The 18,792-nt window shown below is 48.3% G+C and carries 18 protein-coding genes; 8 read left to right on the forward strand and 10 right to left on the reverse strand.

The window, feature by feature from the left end:
• Position 1: 1 nt before the first annotated feature.
• Positions 2-1,117: a succinylglutamate desuccinylase/aspartoacylase family protein gene (locus tag K0H60_RS03585; protein WP_220057306.1), complete on the forward strand. Its 1,116-nt coding sequence runs from the start codon at positions 2-4 to the stop codon at positions 1,115-1,117.
• A gap of 54 nt (positions 1,118-1,171) precedes the next feature.
• Here the strand turns inward: K0H60_RS03585 and K0H60_RS03590 are convergent, their stop codons facing one another.
• Positions 1,172-2,137, reverse strand: coding sequence for a zinc transporter ZntB (locus K0H60_RS03590; protein ID WP_220054659.1), 966 nt, complete (start codon positions 2,135-2,137; stop codon positions 1,172-1,174).
• A gap of 180 nt (positions 2,138-2,317) precedes the next feature.
• Between K0H60_RS03590 and K0H60_RS03595 the strand changes: the two genes are divergently transcribed.
• Positions 2,318-2,692 (forward strand): YacL family protein, encoded by a 375-nt coding sequence (locus K0H60_RS03595; protein WP_220057307.1) that lies wholly within the window; start codon positions 2,318-2,320, stop codon positions 2,690-2,692.
• Between the two features lie 87 nt (positions 2,693-2,779).
• Here K0H60_RS03595 and K0H60_RS03600 read toward each other — a convergent pair whose 3' ends face one another.
• Both K0H60_RS03600 and narQ read right to left on the reverse strand, forming a co-directional pair.
• On the reverse strand, positions 2,780-3,409 hold the full coding sequence (locus tag K0H60_RS03600; protein WP_011621455.1) for a response regulator: 630 nt from the start codon (positions 3,407-3,409) through the stop codon (positions 2,780-2,782).
• Positions 3,402-5,198, reverse strand: a complete 1,797-nt coding sequence (narQ, locus tag K0H60_RS03605) for a nitrate/nitrite two-component system sensor histidine kinase NarQ (protein ID WP_011715835.1) — start codon at positions 5,196-5,198, stop codon at positions 3,402-3,404. Before narQ ends, K0H60_RS03600 begins: the two co-directional genes overlap by 8 nt.
• Positions 5,199-5,440: 242 nt before the next feature.
• Here narQ and nrfA point away from each other — a divergent pair, with 242 nt between their 5' ends.
• Positions 5,441-6,844: an ammonia-forming nitrite reductase cytochrome c552 subunit gene (nrfA, locus tag K0H60_RS03610; protein ID WP_220054661.1), complete on the forward strand. Its 1,404-nt coding sequence runs from the start codon at positions 5,441-5,443 to the stop codon at positions 6,842-6,844.
• A gap of 173 nt (positions 6,845-7,017) precedes the next feature.
• Here the strand turns inward: nrfA and K0H60_RS03615 are convergent, their stop codons facing one another.
• A complete protein-coding gene (locus K0H60_RS03615) occupies positions 7,018-8,958 on the reverse strand; it encodes a bifunctional diguanylate cyclase/phosphodiesterase (RefSeq protein WP_220057308.1) in 1,941 nt (646 codons plus the stop codon).
• A gap of 205 nt (positions 8,959-9,163) precedes the next feature.
• On the opposite strand from K0H60_RS03615, the gene K0H60_RS03620 reads away from it, so the two are divergent.
• A complete protein-coding gene (locus K0H60_RS03620) occupies positions 9,164-9,934 on the forward strand; it encodes a phosphatase PAP2 family protein (RefSeq protein WP_220057309.1) in 771 nt (256 codons plus the stop codon).
• A gap of 52 nt (positions 9,935-9,986) precedes the next feature.
• On the opposite strand, the gene K0H60_RS03625 is transcribed toward K0H60_RS03620, so the two are convergent.
• Positions 9,987-10,535, reverse strand: coding sequence for a DUF2799 domain-containing protein (locus K0H60_RS03625; RefSeq protein ID WP_220057310.1), 549 nt, complete (start codon positions 10,533-10,535; stop codon positions 9,987-9,989).
• A 207-nt stretch (positions 10,536-10,742) separates the two neighbouring features.
• On the opposite strand from K0H60_RS03625, the gene K0H60_RS03630 reads away from it, so the two are divergent.
• Positions 10,743-11,078 (forward strand): hypothetical protein, encoded by a 336-nt coding sequence (locus K0H60_RS03630; RefSeq protein ID WP_258405789.1) that lies wholly within the window; start codon positions 10,743-10,745, stop codon positions 11,076-11,078.
• A gap of 270 nt (positions 11,079-11,348) precedes the next feature.
• Positions 11,349-12,206: a PA4780 family RIO1-like protein kinase gene (locus K0H60_RS03635; RefSeq protein ID WP_220057311.1), complete on the forward strand. Its 858-nt coding sequence runs from the start codon at positions 11,349-11,351 to the stop codon at positions 12,204-12,206.
• A 722-nt stretch (positions 12,207-12,928) separates the two neighbouring features.
• On the opposite strand, the gene K0H60_RS03640 is transcribed toward K0H60_RS03635, so the two are convergent.
• Positions 12,929-13,162 (reverse strand): transposase, encoded by a 234-nt coding sequence (locus K0H60_RS03640; protein WP_220054666.1) that lies wholly within the window; start codon positions 13,160-13,162, stop codon positions 12,929-12,931.
• 653 nt (positions 13,163-13,815) lie between these two features.
• Here K0H60_RS03640 and K0H60_RS03645 point away from each other — a divergent pair.
• Positions 13,816-14,508: a YiaD family glycine zipper/OmpA-like lipoprotein gene (locus K0H60_RS03645; protein WP_220057312.1), complete on the forward strand. Its 693-nt coding sequence runs from the start codon at positions 13,816-13,818 to the stop codon at positions 14,506-14,508.
• Between the two features lie 265 nt (positions 14,509-14,773).
• Positions 14,774-15,601: a molybdate ABC transporter substrate-binding protein gene (locus tag K0H60_RS03650; RefSeq protein WP_220057313.1), complete on the forward strand. Its 828-nt coding sequence runs from the start codon at positions 14,774-14,776 to the stop codon at positions 15,599-15,601.
• Positions 15,602-15,669: 68 nt separating this feature from the next.
• On the opposite strand, the gene mgtE is transcribed toward K0H60_RS03650, so the two are convergent.
• The 4 genes from mgtE to ptsN form a co-directional block, all read right to left on the reverse strand.
• A complete protein-coding gene (gene mgtE / locus K0H60_RS03655) occupies positions 15,670-17,034 on the reverse strand; it encodes a magnesium transporter (protein WP_011627202.1) in 1,365 nt (454 codons plus the stop codon).
• A 199-nt stretch (positions 17,035-17,233) separates the two neighbouring features.
• Positions 17,234-17,509, reverse strand: a complete 276-nt coding sequence (locus K0H60_RS03660; protein ID WP_011627201.1) for an HPr family phosphocarrier protein — start codon at positions 17,507-17,509, stop codon at positions 17,234-17,236.
• Complete coding sequence (gene rapZ / locus K0H60_RS03665; protein WP_011073702.1) at positions 17,496-18,350, reverse strand: RNase adapter RapZ; 855 nt, start codon at positions 18,348-18,350, stop codon at positions 17,496-17,498. The genes K0H60_RS03660 and rapZ overlap by 14 nt, the downstream gene beginning before the upstream one ends.
• Positions 18,347-18,790: a PTS IIA-like nitrogen regulatory protein PtsN gene (gene ptsN, locus K0H60_RS03670; RefSeq protein WP_011621469.1), complete on the reverse strand. Its 444-nt coding sequence runs from the start codon at positions 18,788-18,790 to the stop codon at positions 18,347-18,349. The genes rapZ and ptsN overlap by 4 nt, the downstream gene beginning before the upstream one ends.
• Positions 18,791-18,792 lie beyond the last annotated feature (2 nt).

The raw sequence follows: 18,792 nt of genomic DNA on the forward strand, positions 1-18,792 counted from the left end.
TATGCAACCGACTGCATCGTCTTTAACCATTGGGGAGCTTGCCGCAGGGCAAGCACTCACCCTGCCGATTTACCACTTTAAGCCAAGTGGCCAAGTCGCTGGCCCTAAAGTGTATATTCAGGCCAATGTTCACGGCGCCGAGGTGCAGGGCAATGCGGTGATTTTTCAATTGATGAAGCAGCTCGAGCACTGCGACATCTTAGGGGAAATCACCTTAGTGCCCTTAGCGAATCCGCTGGGGATAAATCAAAAGAGTGGCGAGTTTACGCTGGGACGTTTTGACCCTATCACAGGGGCAAACTGGAACCGCGAGTACTTAAATCATTCGATTGATTTACCCGCTTGGTACCGTGAACATGCCGAGCTGAGCGATAGCGCGCTTATCCAAGCTTACCGCAGCACCTTAGTTGAGGCGTGTCAGCAGCGTTTGCGCAACGAGTGGGGCGTGACGACAGGCCACAGATTAGCGGTTAACCTGCAGGCCATGGCCCACGAGGCGGATATTGTATTGGATCTGCATACCGGGCCTAAATCCTGTAAACACTTGTATTGCCCTGAATATGACCTTACAGCGGCGCAGTATTTCTCGATTCCTTACACCTTAGTGATCCCCAATAGTTTTGGCGGGGCTATGGATGAAGCGGCATTTTGCCCTTGGTGGCAATTGAGTGAAGTCGCTAAAGCACAGGGGCGGGATCTCGAGATCGCCGTTTCGGCCTTTACCTTGGAACTGGCGAGCCAAGAACGCATTTGCCTTGAGGATGCTTTAGTCGATGCTCAGGGGATTTTGGCCTACTTGAGTCATCGTGGGGTGATCGCCGAGCGAGTGGCGCCCGCAAAGATGCCGCGTTTTGGCTGTTATCTTAAGGATTACAAAAAGTACCATGCGCCTATGGCGGGATTGGTGGAATATGTGGCGCCCGTGGGAGAACTGCTGGCGGCGGGTGAGACCTTAGTCAATCTGCTGCGCCTTGACTTATATGGCAGTGAGCTGGAACTGACGACGCTAAGTTTGCCGCAGGATTGTGTGCCCATACTCCATTTTGCCTCGGCGTCAGTGCATCAAGGCACTGAGCTGTATAAAGTCATGACGAATCTGTTTGAGTTGCCGCAGTAACGGCAATCCACAAAACAAAACGCCAATCATGTGATTGGCGTTTTTTATTCCAGTCTACAACCACTTAAAGCGATAGAAGAGTGCCATTTGCAGGGCGACCAGCGAGATAAGAATGCCGCAGAAGGTCGCAAAGGCCCAGGTGTTATCCGCACCGGGAATGCCGCCAATATTCACCCCAAGCAAGCCGGTTAAAAAGCCTAGCGGTAAGAAGATTGCCGAGACTAAGGATAAGAAATACAAGCGCTTGTTTAGCTGCTCCGATTGCTGGCTGAGTAATTCTTCCTGGGTCACATTGGCTCGGTCACGCAGGGCGTCTAAGTCTTCAATGGTGCGAATAAGCTTATCCGTGGTTTCGCGCATCTTGAGTCTTTCGGGCTCGTTAAACAGTACAAACTGATCGGACAGCATCTTAGCGTAAGCTTCTTTCTGCGGGCCTAAATAACGGCGCAGCGCCACGGTTTGCCTGCGTAGCTCGGCGATGTCAGTACGTAAATCTTTCACATTGCCAGAGACCACTTGTTCTTCTAACTCCGACAGTTGCTCTTCGAGGGTGTCGATAAAATCAACTTTACGGGTGGTGAGTCTTTCGCAAACGGCGACGATAAAGTCCCCAGTGGTGGTGGGACCTGCGCCTTCCATGATGAGTTCGGCAACATCTTTGACAGAGAGCAGCTCACGATCGCAGGTAGAGATAATCCGCTGTTTATCCGCGTAAATACGCACCGCGACCATGTCTTCTGGGGCAGAATTGGGGTTTAAGTTAACCCCGCGTAGGGCCAGCAAAACGCCTTCACCAGCCAGTACGGCTCGCGGGCGAGTATCCTGGGCGAGCAGGGCGTCGCTTTCGACTTTATTCAAGCCGCTATTTAATACCCAGTGGCGGGCTTTTTTGTGGCGATAACGTAGGTGTATCCAGATCAGCCCATCCTTGGGATCCCAGTTTTCAAGCTCTTCCGGGGTTAAGGTTGACCCTGCGCGCGCGCCGCTAAGCACTAAGCTGTAGATAAATCCATCGTGCATTACGCATTCCATCTCTTGCTAAATCATGGACTCAAGCTAACTGATTTCGTTGTGAAAATGAAGTCTAGGCGATGATTGTGCTGACAATTACAGCCCTTGGTGGGGCTAAATTGCTGGCCAAGCAAGTTACGATGAAATAGATTAAAATTAGCCATAGTTGTAATGCATTGAGAAGATAAAATGGAATATGAATTTCGGCGTAACAGTTTGATGGGCACTTATTTAGCCAGCTTTAGTATGGACCATGAAGTGCTGGGCCAATGGTTTTCGGAAGAGTTGGGGCCAGAGTTAGCCAAAATTCAACAAGTGCTCGATATTATCAAAGAAATTCAAGCGGGTAAGCGTGATTCTTGGCGGTTAATCGGCGGCGATCTCACCCTAGATCTGGATGAAGAGCAGGCGCGCATTTATGCCAATGCCTTAGGGTTTGAGCAAGAGTATGAACTCGAGGAATCGATGTCCCTCTACGATGCGGAATCGGAAGCCTATTGTGGATTAGAGGATTTAGAGGAAGCTCTGCTAAGTTGGTATGAGTTTGTGCAAAAAGGGCGATAGCACAAATTTCTACTCCGGCAGACAATAAAGGCAATCGATTGATTGCCTTTGTTTTTTTAGCTTAGTGCTGAATCACTATTTGAAGCATTAGTTATTCAGATACCTTACCGCCATTTCGGTTCTCGACTTGGCATTGGCCTTACGCAGCAGATTTTTAACGTGCACTTTTACCGTGCCTTCACTGATATGTAAGTGCTCTGAAATCATTCGGTTACTTAACCCTTCTGCCAGCTGTTGCAGGATCTGTAGTTCCCTTGGCGTGAGGCTTGAAATCCATTCCTGCTCATCGGCGGCATTTTTTAGCTCGTACAGATATTCTTCAACCTCATCGCTGATCACTCTGTGGCCCAACATGGCATTTTTGAGCTTATCGAGCAGCAGATCCGGCTCGGTATCTTTCAGTAAATATCCATCGGCGCCCGCGCGTAGCAGTCTAATAACATCTTGTTTGGCATCCGACACTGTGAGGATCACTATCCGTGAGGTGACGCCTTCCTGGCGCATAGCATTGAGGGTATCGAGTCCTGTCATTCCCTTCATATTCAGATCGAGCAGTACAATATCGGGCTCATCGGTGGCAACGGCGCTTAGGGCGTCTAAGCCTCCGCCGACTTCGCCGAAGAGACTAAAATCCGGATCGGAGGCGATCAGTTGGCAGATCCCTTTACGTAGGAGGGGATGGTCATCGACCACGAGGACTGAATAAGGTTTACCCATGTGTAGGCTCCTGTTGGGAAGGGAAGATTAAAGTAACTTTGGTTCCCTGTGACAAATTGGATTTGTTATTAGACGCTAAGGGCACATCCGGTTGTTCTTGGTCTAGTTGTTCAGTAATTCCCTTGCTATTAGTGTGCGTATCATTGCTACTAAATACAACAGTACCGGCTAATTTACTGGCACGCTCATGCATGATCCCTATGCCAAAGTGTTGATCCCGCTCCTTTAGATAGCCAATTCCTATACCGTTATCGCTCACACTGATATTGACCATGCCATTGTCATCTTTATAACAGCGAATATTGATCTGGCTGGCATTGGCATGTTTTATCGCGTTGAGTGTAGCCTCACGGGTGATCTGCAGAATATGAATATGCTGCTTCGCCTCGAGCCATTGGGGCGAGAGTTTGTAATCGAGATGGATCTTGATATCGGTATTGGCCCTAAGCTGTTCTAGCATGGCTTCCATCGCGTTCTTCAGATTCGGTTCTTTGATGGTTAATCTGAAGGTGGATAATAACTCCCTGAGCTGTACATAGGCTGTACTGACGCCTTCATTGATTTCCGTCAGTTGCCCCTCGATCGCAGGGCTGCGGCAACTATGATCCAAGTTTTTGCGCAGCAAGCTAATTTGGATTTTGAGGAAGGACAGTACCTGGCCGAGGGAGTCGTGTAATTCCCTAGCGATAACGCCGCGTTCTTCCATCAAGGCCAGTTGCTGTCGCTGCTCGGTGGCGTTATGGATAACGATGGAGCGAGTGAGCATGATGGCGAAGTTTTTAAACAGCGGTGTATTCGTATCCTGCGCCGAAATCAGCTCTAAGTAACCTAAGTCGGCCTGCTCAAATTGCAGTGGGAAGCGGGTACTGTTTTGGGTATCTTCCGGCCAACCACCATCGGCTTCAACTACTTCTAACTCTTGCTCTGGGTACTGAATAATGAGCCGTAAATAGTCGATAGACTCATAATCCTTTAATTGATTTAACGCCGCTCTAAGCGCCTTGTAGTCGAGCTTATTCGCGTTAAGCGTCAATAGGTTATCGTATAAAAATGCGAGTTCATTATTTGCTCTGGTGAGCGCGAGAGTCTTTTCGGCGACTTGGGATTCTAGGTTGCCATACAGGGTCGCGAGCTCGCGGGCAGTTTTTTGTAGCGCGTGGGTTAGGGCGGTGAGCTCAATATATTCGGTCTCGGGCATTTCTATCTCAAAGTTACCCTTAGAAATGGTGTTGGCCGATTCCATTAACTGCTGTAAGGGCACTACGACTTTTCGCTTGGTAAAACGTACCGCTAAAAAGGCGATGGCGAGCATCAACCCAAGCCCAAAAATCTGGCTCGCGGCAAGCAGGCGCAGCTTAAAAGCGGCATGGTGTTCCATTTCTAACACCAATAAATCAATGGTATCGACAAAGTCCTTGAGTGAGGCTGCGTAGTCGCGGGAATTTTCCTGCTCTATGTAGTACTTCATCACCAGCCATTTATCGATGACGAGCTGATACTGATCGGCGATCTTTTTCGGGCTAAGCCAACCCGTGGAAGGTTGCAATGCCTCGGAGTGCAAGGTGTTTTCAAACTCGGCAATCTTCTCTTGAGCGGCGTCACTGCCCGAATTGGCATAAAACATCAGCCGGTAACTTTGCATCCGCAGTGAACCCGAGGCGTTGATGGCCTTTGCATCGCCTAAACTGTAAGACAAATTGATGATTGCGAAGATGGCCAAGCTGCTAGAAAGCAAAATCAGTACTAACATTAAACCCAAAATTTTAGAGGTAAGGCTGCCTCGTTTCATATGTCCATTACCTAATATATGGGCCATTGATTTAATGGCACTTTAGTCGTGTTTTACATTAGAAAATAATGTACTACATTAACGAAAACATAAAAGTGTGAACAACAACACTATTACATTTTGATCTAGCGCAAACTTCGTTCTAGATACCCCCTAAGAGGTATGTCTTTGGAGGGTTTAAGCCACTAACTTTGGCCTTGGAGATGTCGTGATTTATTAAAATAATGCAACACGGAGATGAGATGATGAAGAAGATGACAGGTAAGTCCTTTGCACTCAGTGCATTGGTTGCCGCGAGCTTCATGGCGGCGGGTGCGATGGCAAGCGATAAGACCGAGCCACGCAACGAAGTATACAAAGATAAGTTTGCTAATCAATACAATAGCTGGCATGACACCGCAAAAAGTGAAGAGATCACCGACGCATTAGCGGGCGATCCAAGCTTAGTGATCCTGTGGGCCGGTTATGGTTTCGCAAAAGACTATAACGCACCTCGCGGCCATATGTATGCCGTGACTGACGTGCGTAATACGCTACGTACTGGCGCACCAGCCAATGCCGAAGACGGCCCAATGCCAATGGCCTGTTGGAGCTGTAAGAGCCCTGACGTACCTCGCCTGATCGAAGAACAAGGTGAAGACGGTTACTTCAAAGGCAAGTGGGCTAAAGGTGGTCCTGAAGTCGTTAACACTATCGGTTGTAGCGACTGCCACGAAAAAGGCACCCCTAAACTACGTATTTCACGTCCATTCGCTGAGCGCGCAATGGAAACTATCGGCACACCATTCGACAAAGCTTCGAAGAAAGACAAGCAATCTATGGTTTGCGGTCAGTGCCACGTTGAATACTATTTCGAGAAGAAAGACGATCGCAAAGGTTTCGTAAAATTCCCATGGGATTCAGGTACTACTGTTGAACAGATGGAAGCTTACTACGATGCTATCGAGTTCTCTGACTGGACTCATGCGCTGTCTAAAACACCAATGCTGAAGGCACAACACCCTGGTTATGAAACTTGGAAACTGGGCGTACACGGTAAGAACGATGTGAGCTGTGTTGATTGTCACATGCCTAAAGTGACTAACGACAAAGGTCGTAAGTACACAGATCATAAAGTGGGTAACCCATTCGATCGCTTCGACGAAACCTGTGCAACTTGCCATAGCCAAAGCAAAGAGTTCTTAGAAGGCATCACTAAAGAGCGTTATGCCAAAGTGAAAGAGCTGAAAGCTCGCGCGGAAGGTCAATTAGTGAAAGCACACTTCGAAGCCGCTAAGGCGTGGGAAGTGGGTGCCACTGAAGCCGAAATGAAGCCAATCCTGACTGATATCCGTCACGCTCAATGGCGCTGGGACTTCGCGATTGCTTCTCACGGTGTTGCGGCTCACGCGCCAGAAGAAGCACTGCGTATCCTAGGTACTGCAGTTGATAAAGCGGCTGATGCTCGCGTGAAATTAGCCCAATTACTGGCGAAGAAAGGCGTGACTGACGCGGTTGCTATCCCTGATATCTCTACCAAAGCGAAAGCTCAAGCTGCACTGGGTATGGACATGGACAAGATGAATGCAGAGAAAGAAGCATTCAAGAAAGACGTGTTACCTAAGTGGGATGAAGAAGCGAAAAAACGCGAAGCAACTTACAAGTAAACATCCTTGAATATGAGCTAACCCCTCATAGCAAAGCCCCCGCAATTTAGGTTGCGGGGGCTTTTTATTTTAACGGACTATTTGTTTGTGCTTATTCAATCTAGATGTTTATTTGTTTGATATTAACGAGGCATGACGGCATCAAGTCACAGTGCTTTCTTTACAAAATGAATTTAAGCCTCTGGCTTGCGGATAAAATCCCGCTCAAACTGCGCTGGCGTCATGGGTTTGCCATAGAGATAGCCTTGGCCTAAATCGCATTCTTCACTGCGGATAAAACTGTCCTGATGGGTGTTTTCTACTCCCTCGGCAATCACCTTAAGTTTGAGCTTTTTACCTATGGCGATAATGGCCTTAGTTAACTCCCTGTCCTGCTCGCTGTTTTCGAGCTTACTGATAAAGCAGCGGTCGATTTTTAAGGTATCGAAGGAATACTTTTGCAGATAGCTTAGGGAAGAGTAGCCGGTGCCAAAATCATCGAGTGAGATGCGGATCCCCAGTTCCTGCAATTGCTGAATAGCGTTATGGGCTAAATGCTCGTCCTGCAATAGCATTCCTTCGGTGATCTCGAGCTCCAGTGCCGTGGCAGGTAATTGGTAAAGGGTTAGTAGCTCGGCAATATGTTCGGCAAAGCGGGGATTACGCATTTGCACGGGGGAGATATTGATGGCGATTTTAAAGTCCCGCTGCAGTATTCGGCACCAGTCGGCGGCCTGTTTAATGGCGCTGTGGAGCACAAAGTTACCTATCTCCATGATTTGCCCATTACGTTCGGCTAAGGCGATAAATCGGTCGGGGGGAACCTGTCCTAGCACGGGATTGTGCCAACGCAGCAGCGCTTCAGCGCCAATCACTTTGTGAGTTTTCAACTCGATAAAGGGCTGATATTGAAGGCTCAGTTCGTTTTTTTGCAGTGCATCAACTAAGTGGGACTCGAGCTGATAACGCTGGCTCAGCGCCGTTTGGGTATCTTGATTAAAAAAGCTATAGGGTGTGCCCTCGGCCTTACTAATGGTCATGGCGGCACCTGCTTTTTGCAGCAGGGTTGCGGCATCAATACCGTCGCTTGGTGCCTGGGCTATGCCGATTGACGAAGGAATAGTGATCACAAAGTCGGCGATACCAAAGGGCGAATTGCAGCAGTTGATGATCTGATTAAGCACTTTATTCGTTTCGCGCTGTGAGGGTTTATGAGCTTGCACCAATACAAACTCCGCCCCTGCGATGCGGGCAATAAAGGTATGACCGTCTGTGCAATGCTGTAAGCGTTGGCTCAAGATGGTGAGTATCTTATCGCCGATAAGATAACCGTAGCTGTCGTTAATGGATTTGAAGTTACGCAGCCCTAAGTAAAACACAGAGATTTTTTCTTTACGATTAATCTCTTCCAGCATATTCGCTAGGGTATTGATGAGATTGAGCCGGTTGGGTAACCCCGTCAGCGGATCGTAGCTCTTATGATACTCAAGCGAGCTTTCGGTCGTAGTACGGGTTTCTATTTCACGGATTAACTTGGCGCTGAGTTCTGCCAGTTCATGGGTGCGTTGCTGCACTTTCTGTTCGAGTTGTTGGTTATGGAGCTGCAACTTAGCCTGTTGGAACAGAGTGATCAGATTGGTTTCGATAGCATTTTGAAATCGTGCCAATAAACTGCGGAACTGCTGGCTGTAGTTGCGCTCCTTACTGTCGAGCATACAAATGGTGCCGAAGGTGCTGTTATCGGGCCAATGCAAGGGCAGCCCACAATAGGCAATCATCCCCAGTTTTATGTCGGGATTTTTATCCCAATCGGCATCCTTCAAAGCGTTGGGGATGTGGAGCTCTCGACATTCTTTCATCACGGTTTCGCAATACAGGCCATGGCCTAAATGCTCTTTATCGTGGGGCTTGTAGGGATTTCCCTGACTATGGCTCGAGGCAAATACTTCAATCTCGGTAGGGTGAACACGCATGATAAGCGCGGCCGGTGTATCCACTATCTCGGAGAGTAGATCTAAGGTTTGTTGCCAATTCTCTAGCATCTCAGGCGGCACGGTAATCTTGCCTGTATCAATAGCGATATCCGCGAATAAACGTTCTTTTTGAGATTGTTGGAGGGCAAACTTGTAGGGCATTTGAGGCTCATCCAAAAAGCACTTTGTTATTTATACACTATAGCCTTTTTCTTCGTTTTCGAGTTTTCCAGCACGATTAAGTTCGCCTTATTTTGTAAAAACTATGTTAATTTCCGTGTTTTGGTTTCCTTAAGCTTTTGATAAGAATTCGCCCGTAGTCTGGTGCTGGGTATTTTGGCGAGTGGATAACTAAGTGCATTACATTATGAAAAGTAATGTTAGGACGACATTTTTCAGTTTTGCAAAGGGACATTTGCTCACACCTTGGCTTGTGTTTGCGGTGATTATTTTTTGGCTCGAACTGACCCATGCCGATATGCGGTTCGCCAGCTTGTTATTTCACTGGCAGGGTGGGGTCGATTCTTGGCCTTTGCGTGGCCATTGGTTGACAGAGGGGCTGCTGCATGTCACTGGGCGAAATCTGGTGATTCTGCTTGCCGTAGTCGTCGTTAGTTGCATTGGCTTAAGCTTTCGCGTCGACAAGTTGCGACCTTATCGTAAAGGTTTTATCTATTTGTTTTGCAGTGTGCTAGCGAGTGTGGTCTTAGTGCGCCTTGGTAAGAGTCTTACCCATATGACTTGTCCCTGGGATGTGCTTGAGTTTGGCGGTCGCATGATGCACTCATCCCTATTTGCTCGTTTGCCAGAGGGCGCCGAGTTTGGTCAGTGTTTCCCCGGTGGACATTCGAGTGGCGGTTTTGCTTGGGTCGCAAGCTATTATGTGTTGAAGGAATACCGCCCACAGTATGCTAAGGCCGGCTTAATCTTCGGCATTGTTTTAGGTGCGGTGTTTGGTTTTGCGCAGGAGCTGCGTGGTGCCCATTTCTTAAGCCATGATTTATGGAGTTTGGCCATCGCTTGGACATCCGCTAGCTTGCTCTATTATGGCTTCTTCCTGCGAGTGCCTAAGGTTAACAAGATTAAAGTCGCCAACAAAATCAGTATTATTAGTACCAAAGAAGCTATCTCTAAGTGATGGCTTATCCCTTAAGCCATTCTTGTCCCTCAAACTAGTCTGAGGCGAACGCTTAGAAGCGAAACTCAAAGCGGATATCGCCCCGGCGAAGGCGTTGTCTTTCGTCGAGGAGATGGTTTTTCTCGTTCAATAGGGCGTTCTTTTGCTTTAGCAGTTCGGCTTTATCGGTGAGGTTGTTTAGCTTGTTGTTGATGCTACTGATCTCGCTATCGATAGCATTTAAGCGGTCGGCAATTTCGGCTAGACGTTTATTCACCAGATACTGCTCGTGTCCTTGGTTATAACGCTCAACAAACTGATTGTTGTTACAAACGCCATAGTAATTCTCTCCAGCTAAACCTACGCGATAGCCATTTTCGGGCAGACAATAGCTGATAAGTCCCTGCTGATATCCCTGTTGCCACTGGGCTGCATCCACTCTGAGATTAAACTCACGACAATCCTGCTGATACTGATTGAGCTGACTCGCGTTAGCGCCCCGATTACCGTCGGCTAAACCCGTGGCGTACCAGTCATTATCTCGACATTCCTCGAGTGAGAGGCTAGTGCATTGGGTGAGGGAGAGGGCGGTAAGAGCCAAAGCAAAATTAAGGTAGCGCATTCTAAGATCTGACAAGTCACAAAATGGCATCAGCATAAAGCCTAGGGAAGGGGAGAGCTAGCGCTATATTTCGCCGCGAATACGGTTAGCTGGCGCAGAGTTCTGGGGGACTTTTCCTATCTGAGTCACAACTCGTGCGATGCAATAATGCTAAGGCATTGAGTTAATGTTAGTTTTACTTTTCAGTATCTTGTGTTGGAAATCCTTATGTTGGCTCCGCTGCCGCCATCAGATAGCTCGCCCTTGGGAGTAAAACGGTCTGCGCCGCACATGGCGACGGCTTCGACGTCTTCAAAAGAGATGCAAGCAGAACTTAAAAAAGGCACTGAACCTCAAGAATCAAGTGATAACAATACTCCGACAGAGGTCGGCGCCCTGCAATCTTTCGCCCATGGCGCGCTTGGTTTGGCAGAACCTAAGACCCATGAACCTCTTTGTGATCGCGAAACTCCACCTCAAGAGGGCAACCAAGGCTACTACAAAGCCGGGCAATTGCTGAAAGTCGCCGCAACCGTGGGCAGTGTGATAGCACTCTTCGTATAAATCACAATGGATTTCAGTGTCTTGTTGCTTGATTCAATCGATGCGCTCGTTAAGCCAAGGTACAGGCAATAGAGGGTAATTTTCAGCAGCTTTACTGACGGTAAATCCACTGCGTTTAGCTATTGTGTTCCTGCGCGAGGTGCTTTAGTTTTTACTGAAGTCAGGTATCTTTAACTGAATCTTTTTATCTATCCTCTTTATAAGGCTGCTTTTATATGAAGATTTGCCCGGCACATTCCATCTTACGCCTAAGTAAGGTATAAGGTCGGTATGAAAACTCCTAAACGAATCCAACCTCTGGTTGATGAAGGGCTGGTTGACGAAGTCATTAGCCAACTGATGAGCGGTAAAGAGGCTACAGTGTACGTGGTACGCTGTGGTGAGGATATTCGCTGCGCCAAGGTATATAAGGAAGCGGAGAAACGCAGTTTTAAGCAGGCGGTGGTTTACCAAGAGGGGCGTAAGGTCCGTAATAGCCGCCGCGCTAGGGCGATGGAAAAAGGCTCCAAATTTGGCCGCGAACAGATGGAAGAGGCTTGGCAGAGCGCCGAGGTCGATGCGTTGTTTCGTTTAGCCGATGCGGGGGTCAGAGTGCCTACGCCCTTCGGCTGTTTCGATGGCGTATTGTTGATGGAACTCGTCACCGACAGCGAAGGCCATGTCGCGCCCCGTTTGAATGATGTGAGCTTTAATGCCGAGCAAGCCATCCACGACCATGGGTTAGTGATGACCTATGTTAAACGTATGCTTTGCGCTGGTTTAGTCCATGGCGACTTATCCGAATTTAACGTCCTAGTGGATGCTAATGGCCCGGTGATTATCGATTTACCTCAAGCTGTCGATGCCGCGGCTAACAACCATGCGAAATGGATGCTGGAGCGTGATGTTAACAACATGACGCAATATTATGGCCAGTACGCTCCCGAGCTGCTCAAGACCCAATATGCCAAAGAAATGTGGGCGCTGTTTGAGGCGGGACAATTAAAAGCGGATACGCCACTCACGGGTAAGTTTACCGAAGTATTAGTCGATGCCGATGTCAATTCTGTATTGGATGAAATTCAAGCCGCCTATGATGAGGCGCAGGAGCGTAAGCTGCGACTTCAAGAAGCTAACGAAAACTATTAGCTGACATCCCAATAAAAAAGACGCTTATAAGCGTCTTTTTTATTGGAGAATATTATTAAGTTATTGATTTTGAATATCTCACAGTGCCATCCTTGGCTGGGCAAATTCCCCTTCCTTTCCATTGAACCACTTAATAAAAGGACAAGACCAAAGGGAGAAAATATGTTGGATTGGTCGGAGAGTACAATCGACATATTTAATCTTTGGGGGAGATAACTCCCTCGAGCCTTGCCGAAACCTGAGGTGTTGCAAGCAACACAGCCATCCGTGGCGCGCTATCCTAGCCTAGCGCTGGATCATCATTGATCCGTGAATAAAAGGACAAGACCCAAGAGGGTAATATGTTCGTGACTTGGGGGAGCACAATTCACATATTTGATCTTTGGGGGAGATAACTCCCTCTAAAGCCTTGTCAAAACCTTTCCTTTGTTGCTATTGCATACCCTTTGAGCATTAAGTTGACAGAGTCGGATAGTAAACAGCACAGTTATTATTGTTATTTGTACGATTTATATCTTAGGTCGTTGGGGAGCGATAATAGATACCCATCCGACCCTGTCTAAACTGTTATTTATATCTAATTCAATTAATTGGATGACAAGGCCGGACGTAAAAGGGCGCTGTTATTATTGTTTTTAGCACAACTTTCATATCGCGTTAGACCTACAGGGCAATATGCAATGGGGTCCGGCCTTGTCGATAAGGGCACTGGCGAGGTCACCTCAACCTATAGTGCGTAATTCACTGTTTAGCTGTTTAATGCGTTTCTGCAATTGCGCTATTTCAGTCATTAACGCGCATTCCCTTTGCTGCGGCTGTTGCTCACTTTCCCTTACCCATTGGTAAACCGCTTTAGCCGAAATACCGTACTGTCGTGCGACATCAGAGAGTAATCTGCCTTTAACTTTCACTTCAAAAATAACATCAGGTTTAAGACTATGATTGGCGATTCCCATGGGCTATCCCTCTTACTCTATGATCTGTCTACTTGCTGGTTCTTTCGGTGTTTTCCTTGCTGATTAGTGACGCTGCTCTATATCCCACTGGCTATGTCCTAGGTGGCGCAGGGACAACCATTCGTGGCGACAATGACTAATAAGTTTCATCAGATGTTTCATCTCTTCCTCCTCAATCCGCTTTGGGATTGTGCTTCGATTACCATGCCTCACAACGGGCACTTAGATTAACGTCCATCGATGTCAAACAGCTTACTTAAGGTGTTGAGTGAGTCGCTTGAGCGTCTCTGCTCTTCTACCTATTTATTAGTATGTAAGATCCGTGCCAATTTTTTAAAATTTGTATTTTTATTTAAAATCATAGGCTTATTAAAATGTTTCAAACGGTGGATTTTTTGAGTCATGTCAGAAACGGTGCAGCTTGCACTATTTCAGTGCTTTTACTCTAAATGTTGTGCAGATGATCTTGATATGTTTCCATTTAGTGTTGTTTTCGATTAAATCAGTCATAAACTGAGCGATAAAGCGATTAAAGATTGTCTCAACAGAGAATGTTTATATACTGCGGTTTTTATGGTGTCTTTTGGCGACTTGCCACGCCCTTTGCCTTTTGGCGGGCAAATACCATCATCAATCATGTTATGAGGTCATAAATGATGAAGCCTTCTCTGATTAAATCTCTGCCAGCGTCAAAGCTGGCAATTGTCGTGATTACCAGTGCCCTGATTGCCTCGGGATGCTCGACTGTCAATCCCTATACCAACGAACAACAAACGGCGAAAGCGACGACTGGCGCCTTAATTGGTGCGGTTGCCGGTGCGGCTGTTGGGGTTGCGTCATCAAGTAAGAGTGACCGCGGTAAAGGTGCTTTAATTGGTGCAGCCTCTGGCGCCGCCGTCGGTGGTGGTATTGGTTATTACATGGATGTGCAAGAAACCAAACTGCGCCAACAATTGGCGTCGACAGGTGTGAGTGTAACCCGCGACGGTGACAATATTATTCTCAACATGCCAAACGAAGTGACTTTTGGTGTCGACCAAACTGAGCTGAGTGATGGTGCTAAGCGCGTATTGAACTCAGTAGCGCTGGTGGCCAAGGAATACAGCAAGACTCAACTGAACGTATTAGGTTACACCGATAGCAGCGGTTCAGATGCTTACAACCTACGTCTATCACAAGTGCGTGCCAGCGAAGTGGGCAACTACCTGATGAGCAAAGGTGTGGCTTCTGCTCGGGTTAAATCGAAGGGCATGGGTAAGGCGAGCCCTATCGCATCGAATGCGAATGCCGCAGGTCGCGCCCAAAACCGTCGAGTGGAAATTGTGTTAACCCCAACGGGGCAATAATTGCCATAAAATAAGAGTCGCCTACGGGCGACTTTTTACTTTCTGCACTGGGTGGCAATTTGTGTGAACGAACTATGTGCTCTAGGGGGCATTAGGGAACTAATTTTCCTTAGTGGACAATTTGTCCAGTCACCTAAAAGACTTAAGTGATCTTGGCCACAATCGTCCCGATTTGCATTTATCCAGCAGCGGTAATACTTGATCCGCTAAAGGTTTTGCCGTCTTGTATGCACTAGGACATTTCTGTGTGAATGGAGAGTACAGCATGGCAAAACAAGGTTTAGTGTTCGCAATCAGTTTAGGGGCGACATTGATGGCGGGAATAGCACAAGGCGCGCCGATGAGCACTGAGGCGACTGCACCAATTGAACTCAGGGCCGCAGGCAGTTTAAAGGCGGCGATGAACGATATTATTGCCGCTTATCAAGCGAAATCCGACGCCAAAGTCGCGGCGCAATATGCGCCTTCGGGCTTATTACTCAAGCGGATCCAAGAGGGTGAGCGAGTCGATATCTTCGCCTCGGCGAATATGAAACACCCGCAGGCCTTAGTCGATGCGGGAGTGGGTCAAGAGGTGCAAATGTTTGCCCGTAACCAGCTCTGTGCCATTGCCCAGGCGGATGTGCCACTCACCAGTGCGAATTTATTAGATACCCTGCTCGCGCCGCAAACTAAAGTCGGGACATCAACGGCAAAAGCCGATCCCGCGGGGGATTATGCTTGGGCCGTGTTTGCGAAAGCCGAAGCCTTAAAAGCCAATGCAAAAACCACATTAGAAACCAAAGCCTTGCAGCTAACGGGTGGGCCTGAAAGTGCTAAACCGCCGAAAGATCGTAATCCCTATGCTTGGGTGATGGAACATAAGCAGGCGGATGTGTTCTTAACCTATTGCACCAATGCGGTGCTGGCACAAAAAGAAGTGCCTAGCCTCAAGATTGTCGATTTACCGCCTGAGCTAGCGGTCGGTGCCAACTATGGCTTATTGGTGTTAAAGGATGCCAATAATGCAGCCGCGCCTTTAGCCGAGTTTATTTTATCCCCTGAGGGACAAGCGATTTTAACGGGTTATGGTTTTCAGCCGCCCAAAAAATAAAGTTAATCGACTTATTAAAATGGCGCCCTTTGGCGCCATTTTTGTTGTCTGTTTTAGCAGGTTGAGTACTAGTGCATTAAATACAGGGTCGCTAATCCTAGGAAGGCAAACAGACCAATCACATCGGTGACTGTGGTGAGCACCATGCCGCCCGCTAACGCAGGATCCACTTTTAAGCGCTTTAAGATCAGCGGAATACTGGCGCCAGCGAGTCCTGCGACTGTCATATTGATGAGCATTGCGCCGCCAATCAGGCTGGCAAGCGCCATATCATCTTTCCAAACTAATACCGCGATAAACACCAAAATCGACCACATGAGGCCGTTTAAAAAGCCAATGGCAAGTTCTTTGCCAATCAGCCAGCGGGCGTTACTCTGGCCAATATGACCCAAGGCAATCCCACGGATAACAAGAGCTAAGGTTTGATTGCCCGCGACTCCGCCCATGCTCGGGACAATTGTCATTAAAATCGCAATCGTGGCGAATTGTTCGATTGTGCCTTCAAACATATTGCTGACAGAGGCTGCCAGTAGGGCGGCAAACAGGTTAATCGTCAACCAGAGCGAGCGGCGGAAAGTACTCTTCACCACAGGGGCGAAGGTATCTTCATCATCGTCCATCCCCGCCATCCCCATCATGGAGTGCTCGGCGTCTTCACGGATAACATCCACCACGTCATCGATGGTGATACGCCCGAGTAACTTGCCCTCACTATCGACCACGGGGGCGGATACCCAGTCATGGCGCTCGAACAGCTGCGCGACTTCACTGTCGGACATGCCCACGGGAATACTTTCGATATCGGTATCGATAATACTGCTGATATGAGTATTGGGATCGCAGGTGAGCAGATCCGCAAGTTTGACCCCGCCAAGTACGCGATCGTGCTTATCCACCACGTATAAGGTGTCAGTGGTATCGGGCAGATTGCCCCGTTGGCGCAAATAACGCAGTACCACATCGATATTCACATCGGGCCTTAAGGTCACAGTATCTGTGTTCATTAGGCTGCCCGCAGTTTCATCGGGGTAGGAGAGTGCTTGCTCGACCCGCTGGCGGTTTTGCAGGCTCATTGACTGCAATACTTGCTTATAGACGGTATCTGGCAAGCTTCGCAGGATATAAGCGAGATCGTCCGTATCCATACTGGCGGTCGCCTTGGCGACCCGCTCAGGGCTCATGGCGCGGATCAGCGGATCTTTTAACTCTTCACTGAGTTCATCGAGAATATCCCCGAGCTGATCTTGATCGATAAGTTGCCACAGCACTTGCCGCGCCTTAGGGGGCGAGGACTCTAAAATCAATGCGATATCCGACGCCGCCATGTTTTGCAGCATTTGCCTGACATGCACAAACATACCGCTATTGAGGGCATGGCTCAGTTGGTCGAGACGTTGTTCGACTTGTAAGCTGTCTGAGGCTTCTACAGGCATGTTTCCTCCAAGGTGGCGACGGTGGATGGGTGGCGTTTGGTTGTTGAGGACTTAAGCCAAAGCGCAGCAGTACATTGTAATTGAGCGCACGGGAGGGCGTCGAGTCACAAATGTGTTTTACTGGTATAAGGTGCTGAAATCAAAACCAAACAGGGTACTGAATAACGGCAGGGAGCATCGAGGTGAGATGTCGGGGCTATTAGCAGGCTTCGTCGAACTTAGCGTCGATAAGCGCGCAAATGGCATTGAGCGCGGGCTCGGCATCAGGGCCTTCGGCTATCAGGGTAATGGTTTTACCCATGCCAGTTTCTAGCATAAGGAGCCCTAAAACACTGGCGGCAGAGGCCTGTTTCTCACCTTGGATCAGCGTAATGCTGGCATCAAACTCAGACGCAAGCACCACGAGCTTAGTGGCGGCGCGGGCATGTAAGCCTAGTTTATTGCAGATGGTGACTTGGCGCTCAAGCTTTGGCATGACTTAACTCTCGGTGGCGGGCATTCACTTTGTGTTTGCCGTTGCTAAAGCGTTTAGCCAGTTGCTCGGCCACGTAAACCGATCTGTGTTGACCGCCGGTACAGCCGATGGCGATGGTCAGATAGCTGCGGTTATTACGCTCTAAGTGGGGTAACCAAGTCTCGAGTAAATTCTCAATTTGCCAGATGAACTTATTAACCAGTGGCTGGCGATTTAAAAACTCTGCCACAGGTTCATCTAAGCCGGTGAGGGGGCGCAACTCAGGCTCCCAATGGGGATTGGGTAAAAAGCGCACATCGAACATAAAGTCGGCTTCGGTTGGCATACCATGCTTAAAACCGAAGGACTCGAAGTTGATCACCAGTTCCTTATCGACACTGCCAAGCAGGATTTGCCGTACTTGGTCGCTGAGTTCATAGATATTCAGATTCGAGGTATCTATGTAGTGATCCATCTGCTGTGACAGGGGCTCGAGCAATTTGCCTTCAAGCTTAATAGCTTCTTGTAGTGATACTCGGCTCTTAGATAAGGGATGTAAGCGCCGAGTCTCGCTGTAGCGCTTTAACAGTACTTTATCGCTGGAATTTAAGAAGAAGCTGGTAAGTTCAGTGCCCTCTGGCAGGCTGGCGAGCTGTTTGACGAGTACCTTGTCTTGCTCCGGCAGGTTACGCACGTCGACGCTGATGGCGACGAGATCGTTACTGCCCTTGAGCTGTTCGAGTAAGCTGCCAATCAGCGGCAAAGGAAGATTATCGACACAATAGTAGCCGAGATCTTCAAGCACTCTCAGTGCGACCGATTTGCCTGAGCCTGAGCGCCCTGACACTATGACCAGTTTCATCCAGTGATTACCTGATAGAGTTCCGTTTCATCATGCGTCTTGCGCAATTGCTTCAATATTTGCTTGTCGCTGAGCTTTTCAGCCATGCAGGACAAAGTGCTTAAGTGCTGTTGACATTGGTCAGCAGGCACCAGCAGCGCAAATAAAATGTCGACAGGTTGTTTATCGATAGCATCAAAGGCTATCGGCTCCTCACATTTCACCAATATGGCTATGGGTTGTGTTATATCGGTTAATCGACCATGTGGAATGGCGATGCCGTTACCTATACCTGTGCTCCCCATCTTTTCGCGCGCCACTAGGCTTTCGAAGATCTCTTGAGATGAGAGGGTGGGGTACTGGGCAGCGGCTAAGTCGCTGATAAGTTCCAGTACCTTTTTCTTACTGCCCGGAGTGGCGCAGGTCGTGCATTCCGGCCGCAGTATGGTACGAAGTTCCATTG

This window comes from Shewanella mangrovisoli (genome assembly GCF_019457635.1).
GTDB lineage: Bacteria > Pseudomonadota > Gammaproteobacteria > Enterobacterales > Shewanellaceae > Shewanella > Shewanella mangrovisoli.

Excerpts from the sequence above, each read along its gene's own strand:
- K0H60_RS03585 (WP_220057306.1), top strand. The coding sequence starts at position 2 with ATGCAACCGACTGCATCGTCTTTAACCATTGGGGAGCTTGCCGCAGGG.
- K0H60_RS03590 (WP_220054659.1), bottom strand. The coding sequence starts at position 2,137 with ATGCACGATGGATTTATCTACAGCTTAGTGCTTAGCGGCGCGCGCGCA.
- K0H60_RS03595 (WP_220057307.1), top strand. The coding sequence starts at position 2,318 with ATGGAATATGAATTTCGGCGTAACAGTTTGATGGGCACTTATTTAGCC.
- K0H60_RS03600 (WP_011621455.1), bottom strand. The coding sequence starts at position 3,409 with ATGGGTAAACCTTATTCAGTCCTCGTGGTCGATGACCATCCCCTCCTA.
- narQ (WP_011715835.1), bottom strand. The coding sequence starts at position 5,198 with ATGAAACGAGGCAGCCTTACCTCTAAAATTTTGGGTTTAATGTTAGTA.
- nrfA (WP_220054661.1), top strand. The coding sequence starts at position 5,441 with ATGATGAAGAAGATGACAGGTAAGTCCTTTGCACTCAGTGCATTGGTT.
- K0H60_RS03615 (WP_220057308.1), bottom strand. The coding sequence starts at position 8,958 with ATGCCCTACAAGTTTGCCCTCCAACAATCTCAAAAAGAACGTTTATTC.
- K0H60_RS03620 (WP_220057309.1), top strand. The coding sequence starts at position 9,164 with ATGAAAAGTAATGTTAGGACGACATTTTTCAGTTTTGCAAAGGGACAT.
- K0H60_RS03625 (WP_220057310.1), bottom strand. The coding sequence starts at position 10,535 with ATGCGCTACCTTAATTTTGCTTTGGCTCTTACCGCCCTCTCCCTCACC.
- K0H60_RS03630 (WP_258405789.1), top strand. The coding sequence starts at position 10,743 with ATGTTGGCTCCGCTGCCGCCATCAGATAGCTCGCCCTTGGGAGTAAAA.
- K0H60_RS03635 (WP_220057311.1), top strand. The coding sequence starts at position 11,349 with ATGAAAACTCCTAAACGAATCCAACCTCTGGTTGATGAAGGGCTGGTT.
- K0H60_RS03640 (WP_220054666.1), bottom strand. The coding sequence starts at position 13,162 with ATGGGAATCGCCAATCATAGTCTTAAACCTGATGTTATTTTTGAAGTG.
- K0H60_RS03645 (WP_220057312.1), top strand. The coding sequence starts at position 13,816 with ATGATGAAGCCTTCTCTGATTAAATCTCTGCCAGCGTCAAAGCTGGCA.
- K0H60_RS03650 (WP_220057313.1), top strand. The coding sequence starts at position 14,774 with ATGGCAAAACAAGGTTTAGTGTTCGCAATCAGTTTAGGGGCGACATTG.
- mgtE (WP_011627202.1), bottom strand. The coding sequence starts at position 17,034 with ATGCCTGTAGAAGCCTCAGACAGCTTACAAGTCGAACAACGTCTCGAC.
- K0H60_RS03660 (WP_011627201.1), bottom strand. The coding sequence starts at position 17,509 with ATGCCAAAGCTTGAGCGCCAAGTCACCATCTGCAATAAACTAGGCTTA.
- rapZ (WP_011073702.1), bottom strand. The coding sequence starts at position 18,350 with ATGAAACTGGTCATAGTGTCAGGGCGCTCAGGCTCAGGCAAATCGGTC.
- ptsN (WP_011621469.1), bottom strand. The coding sequence starts at position 18,790 with ATGGAACTTCGTACCATACTGCGGCCGGAATGCACGACCTGCGCCACT.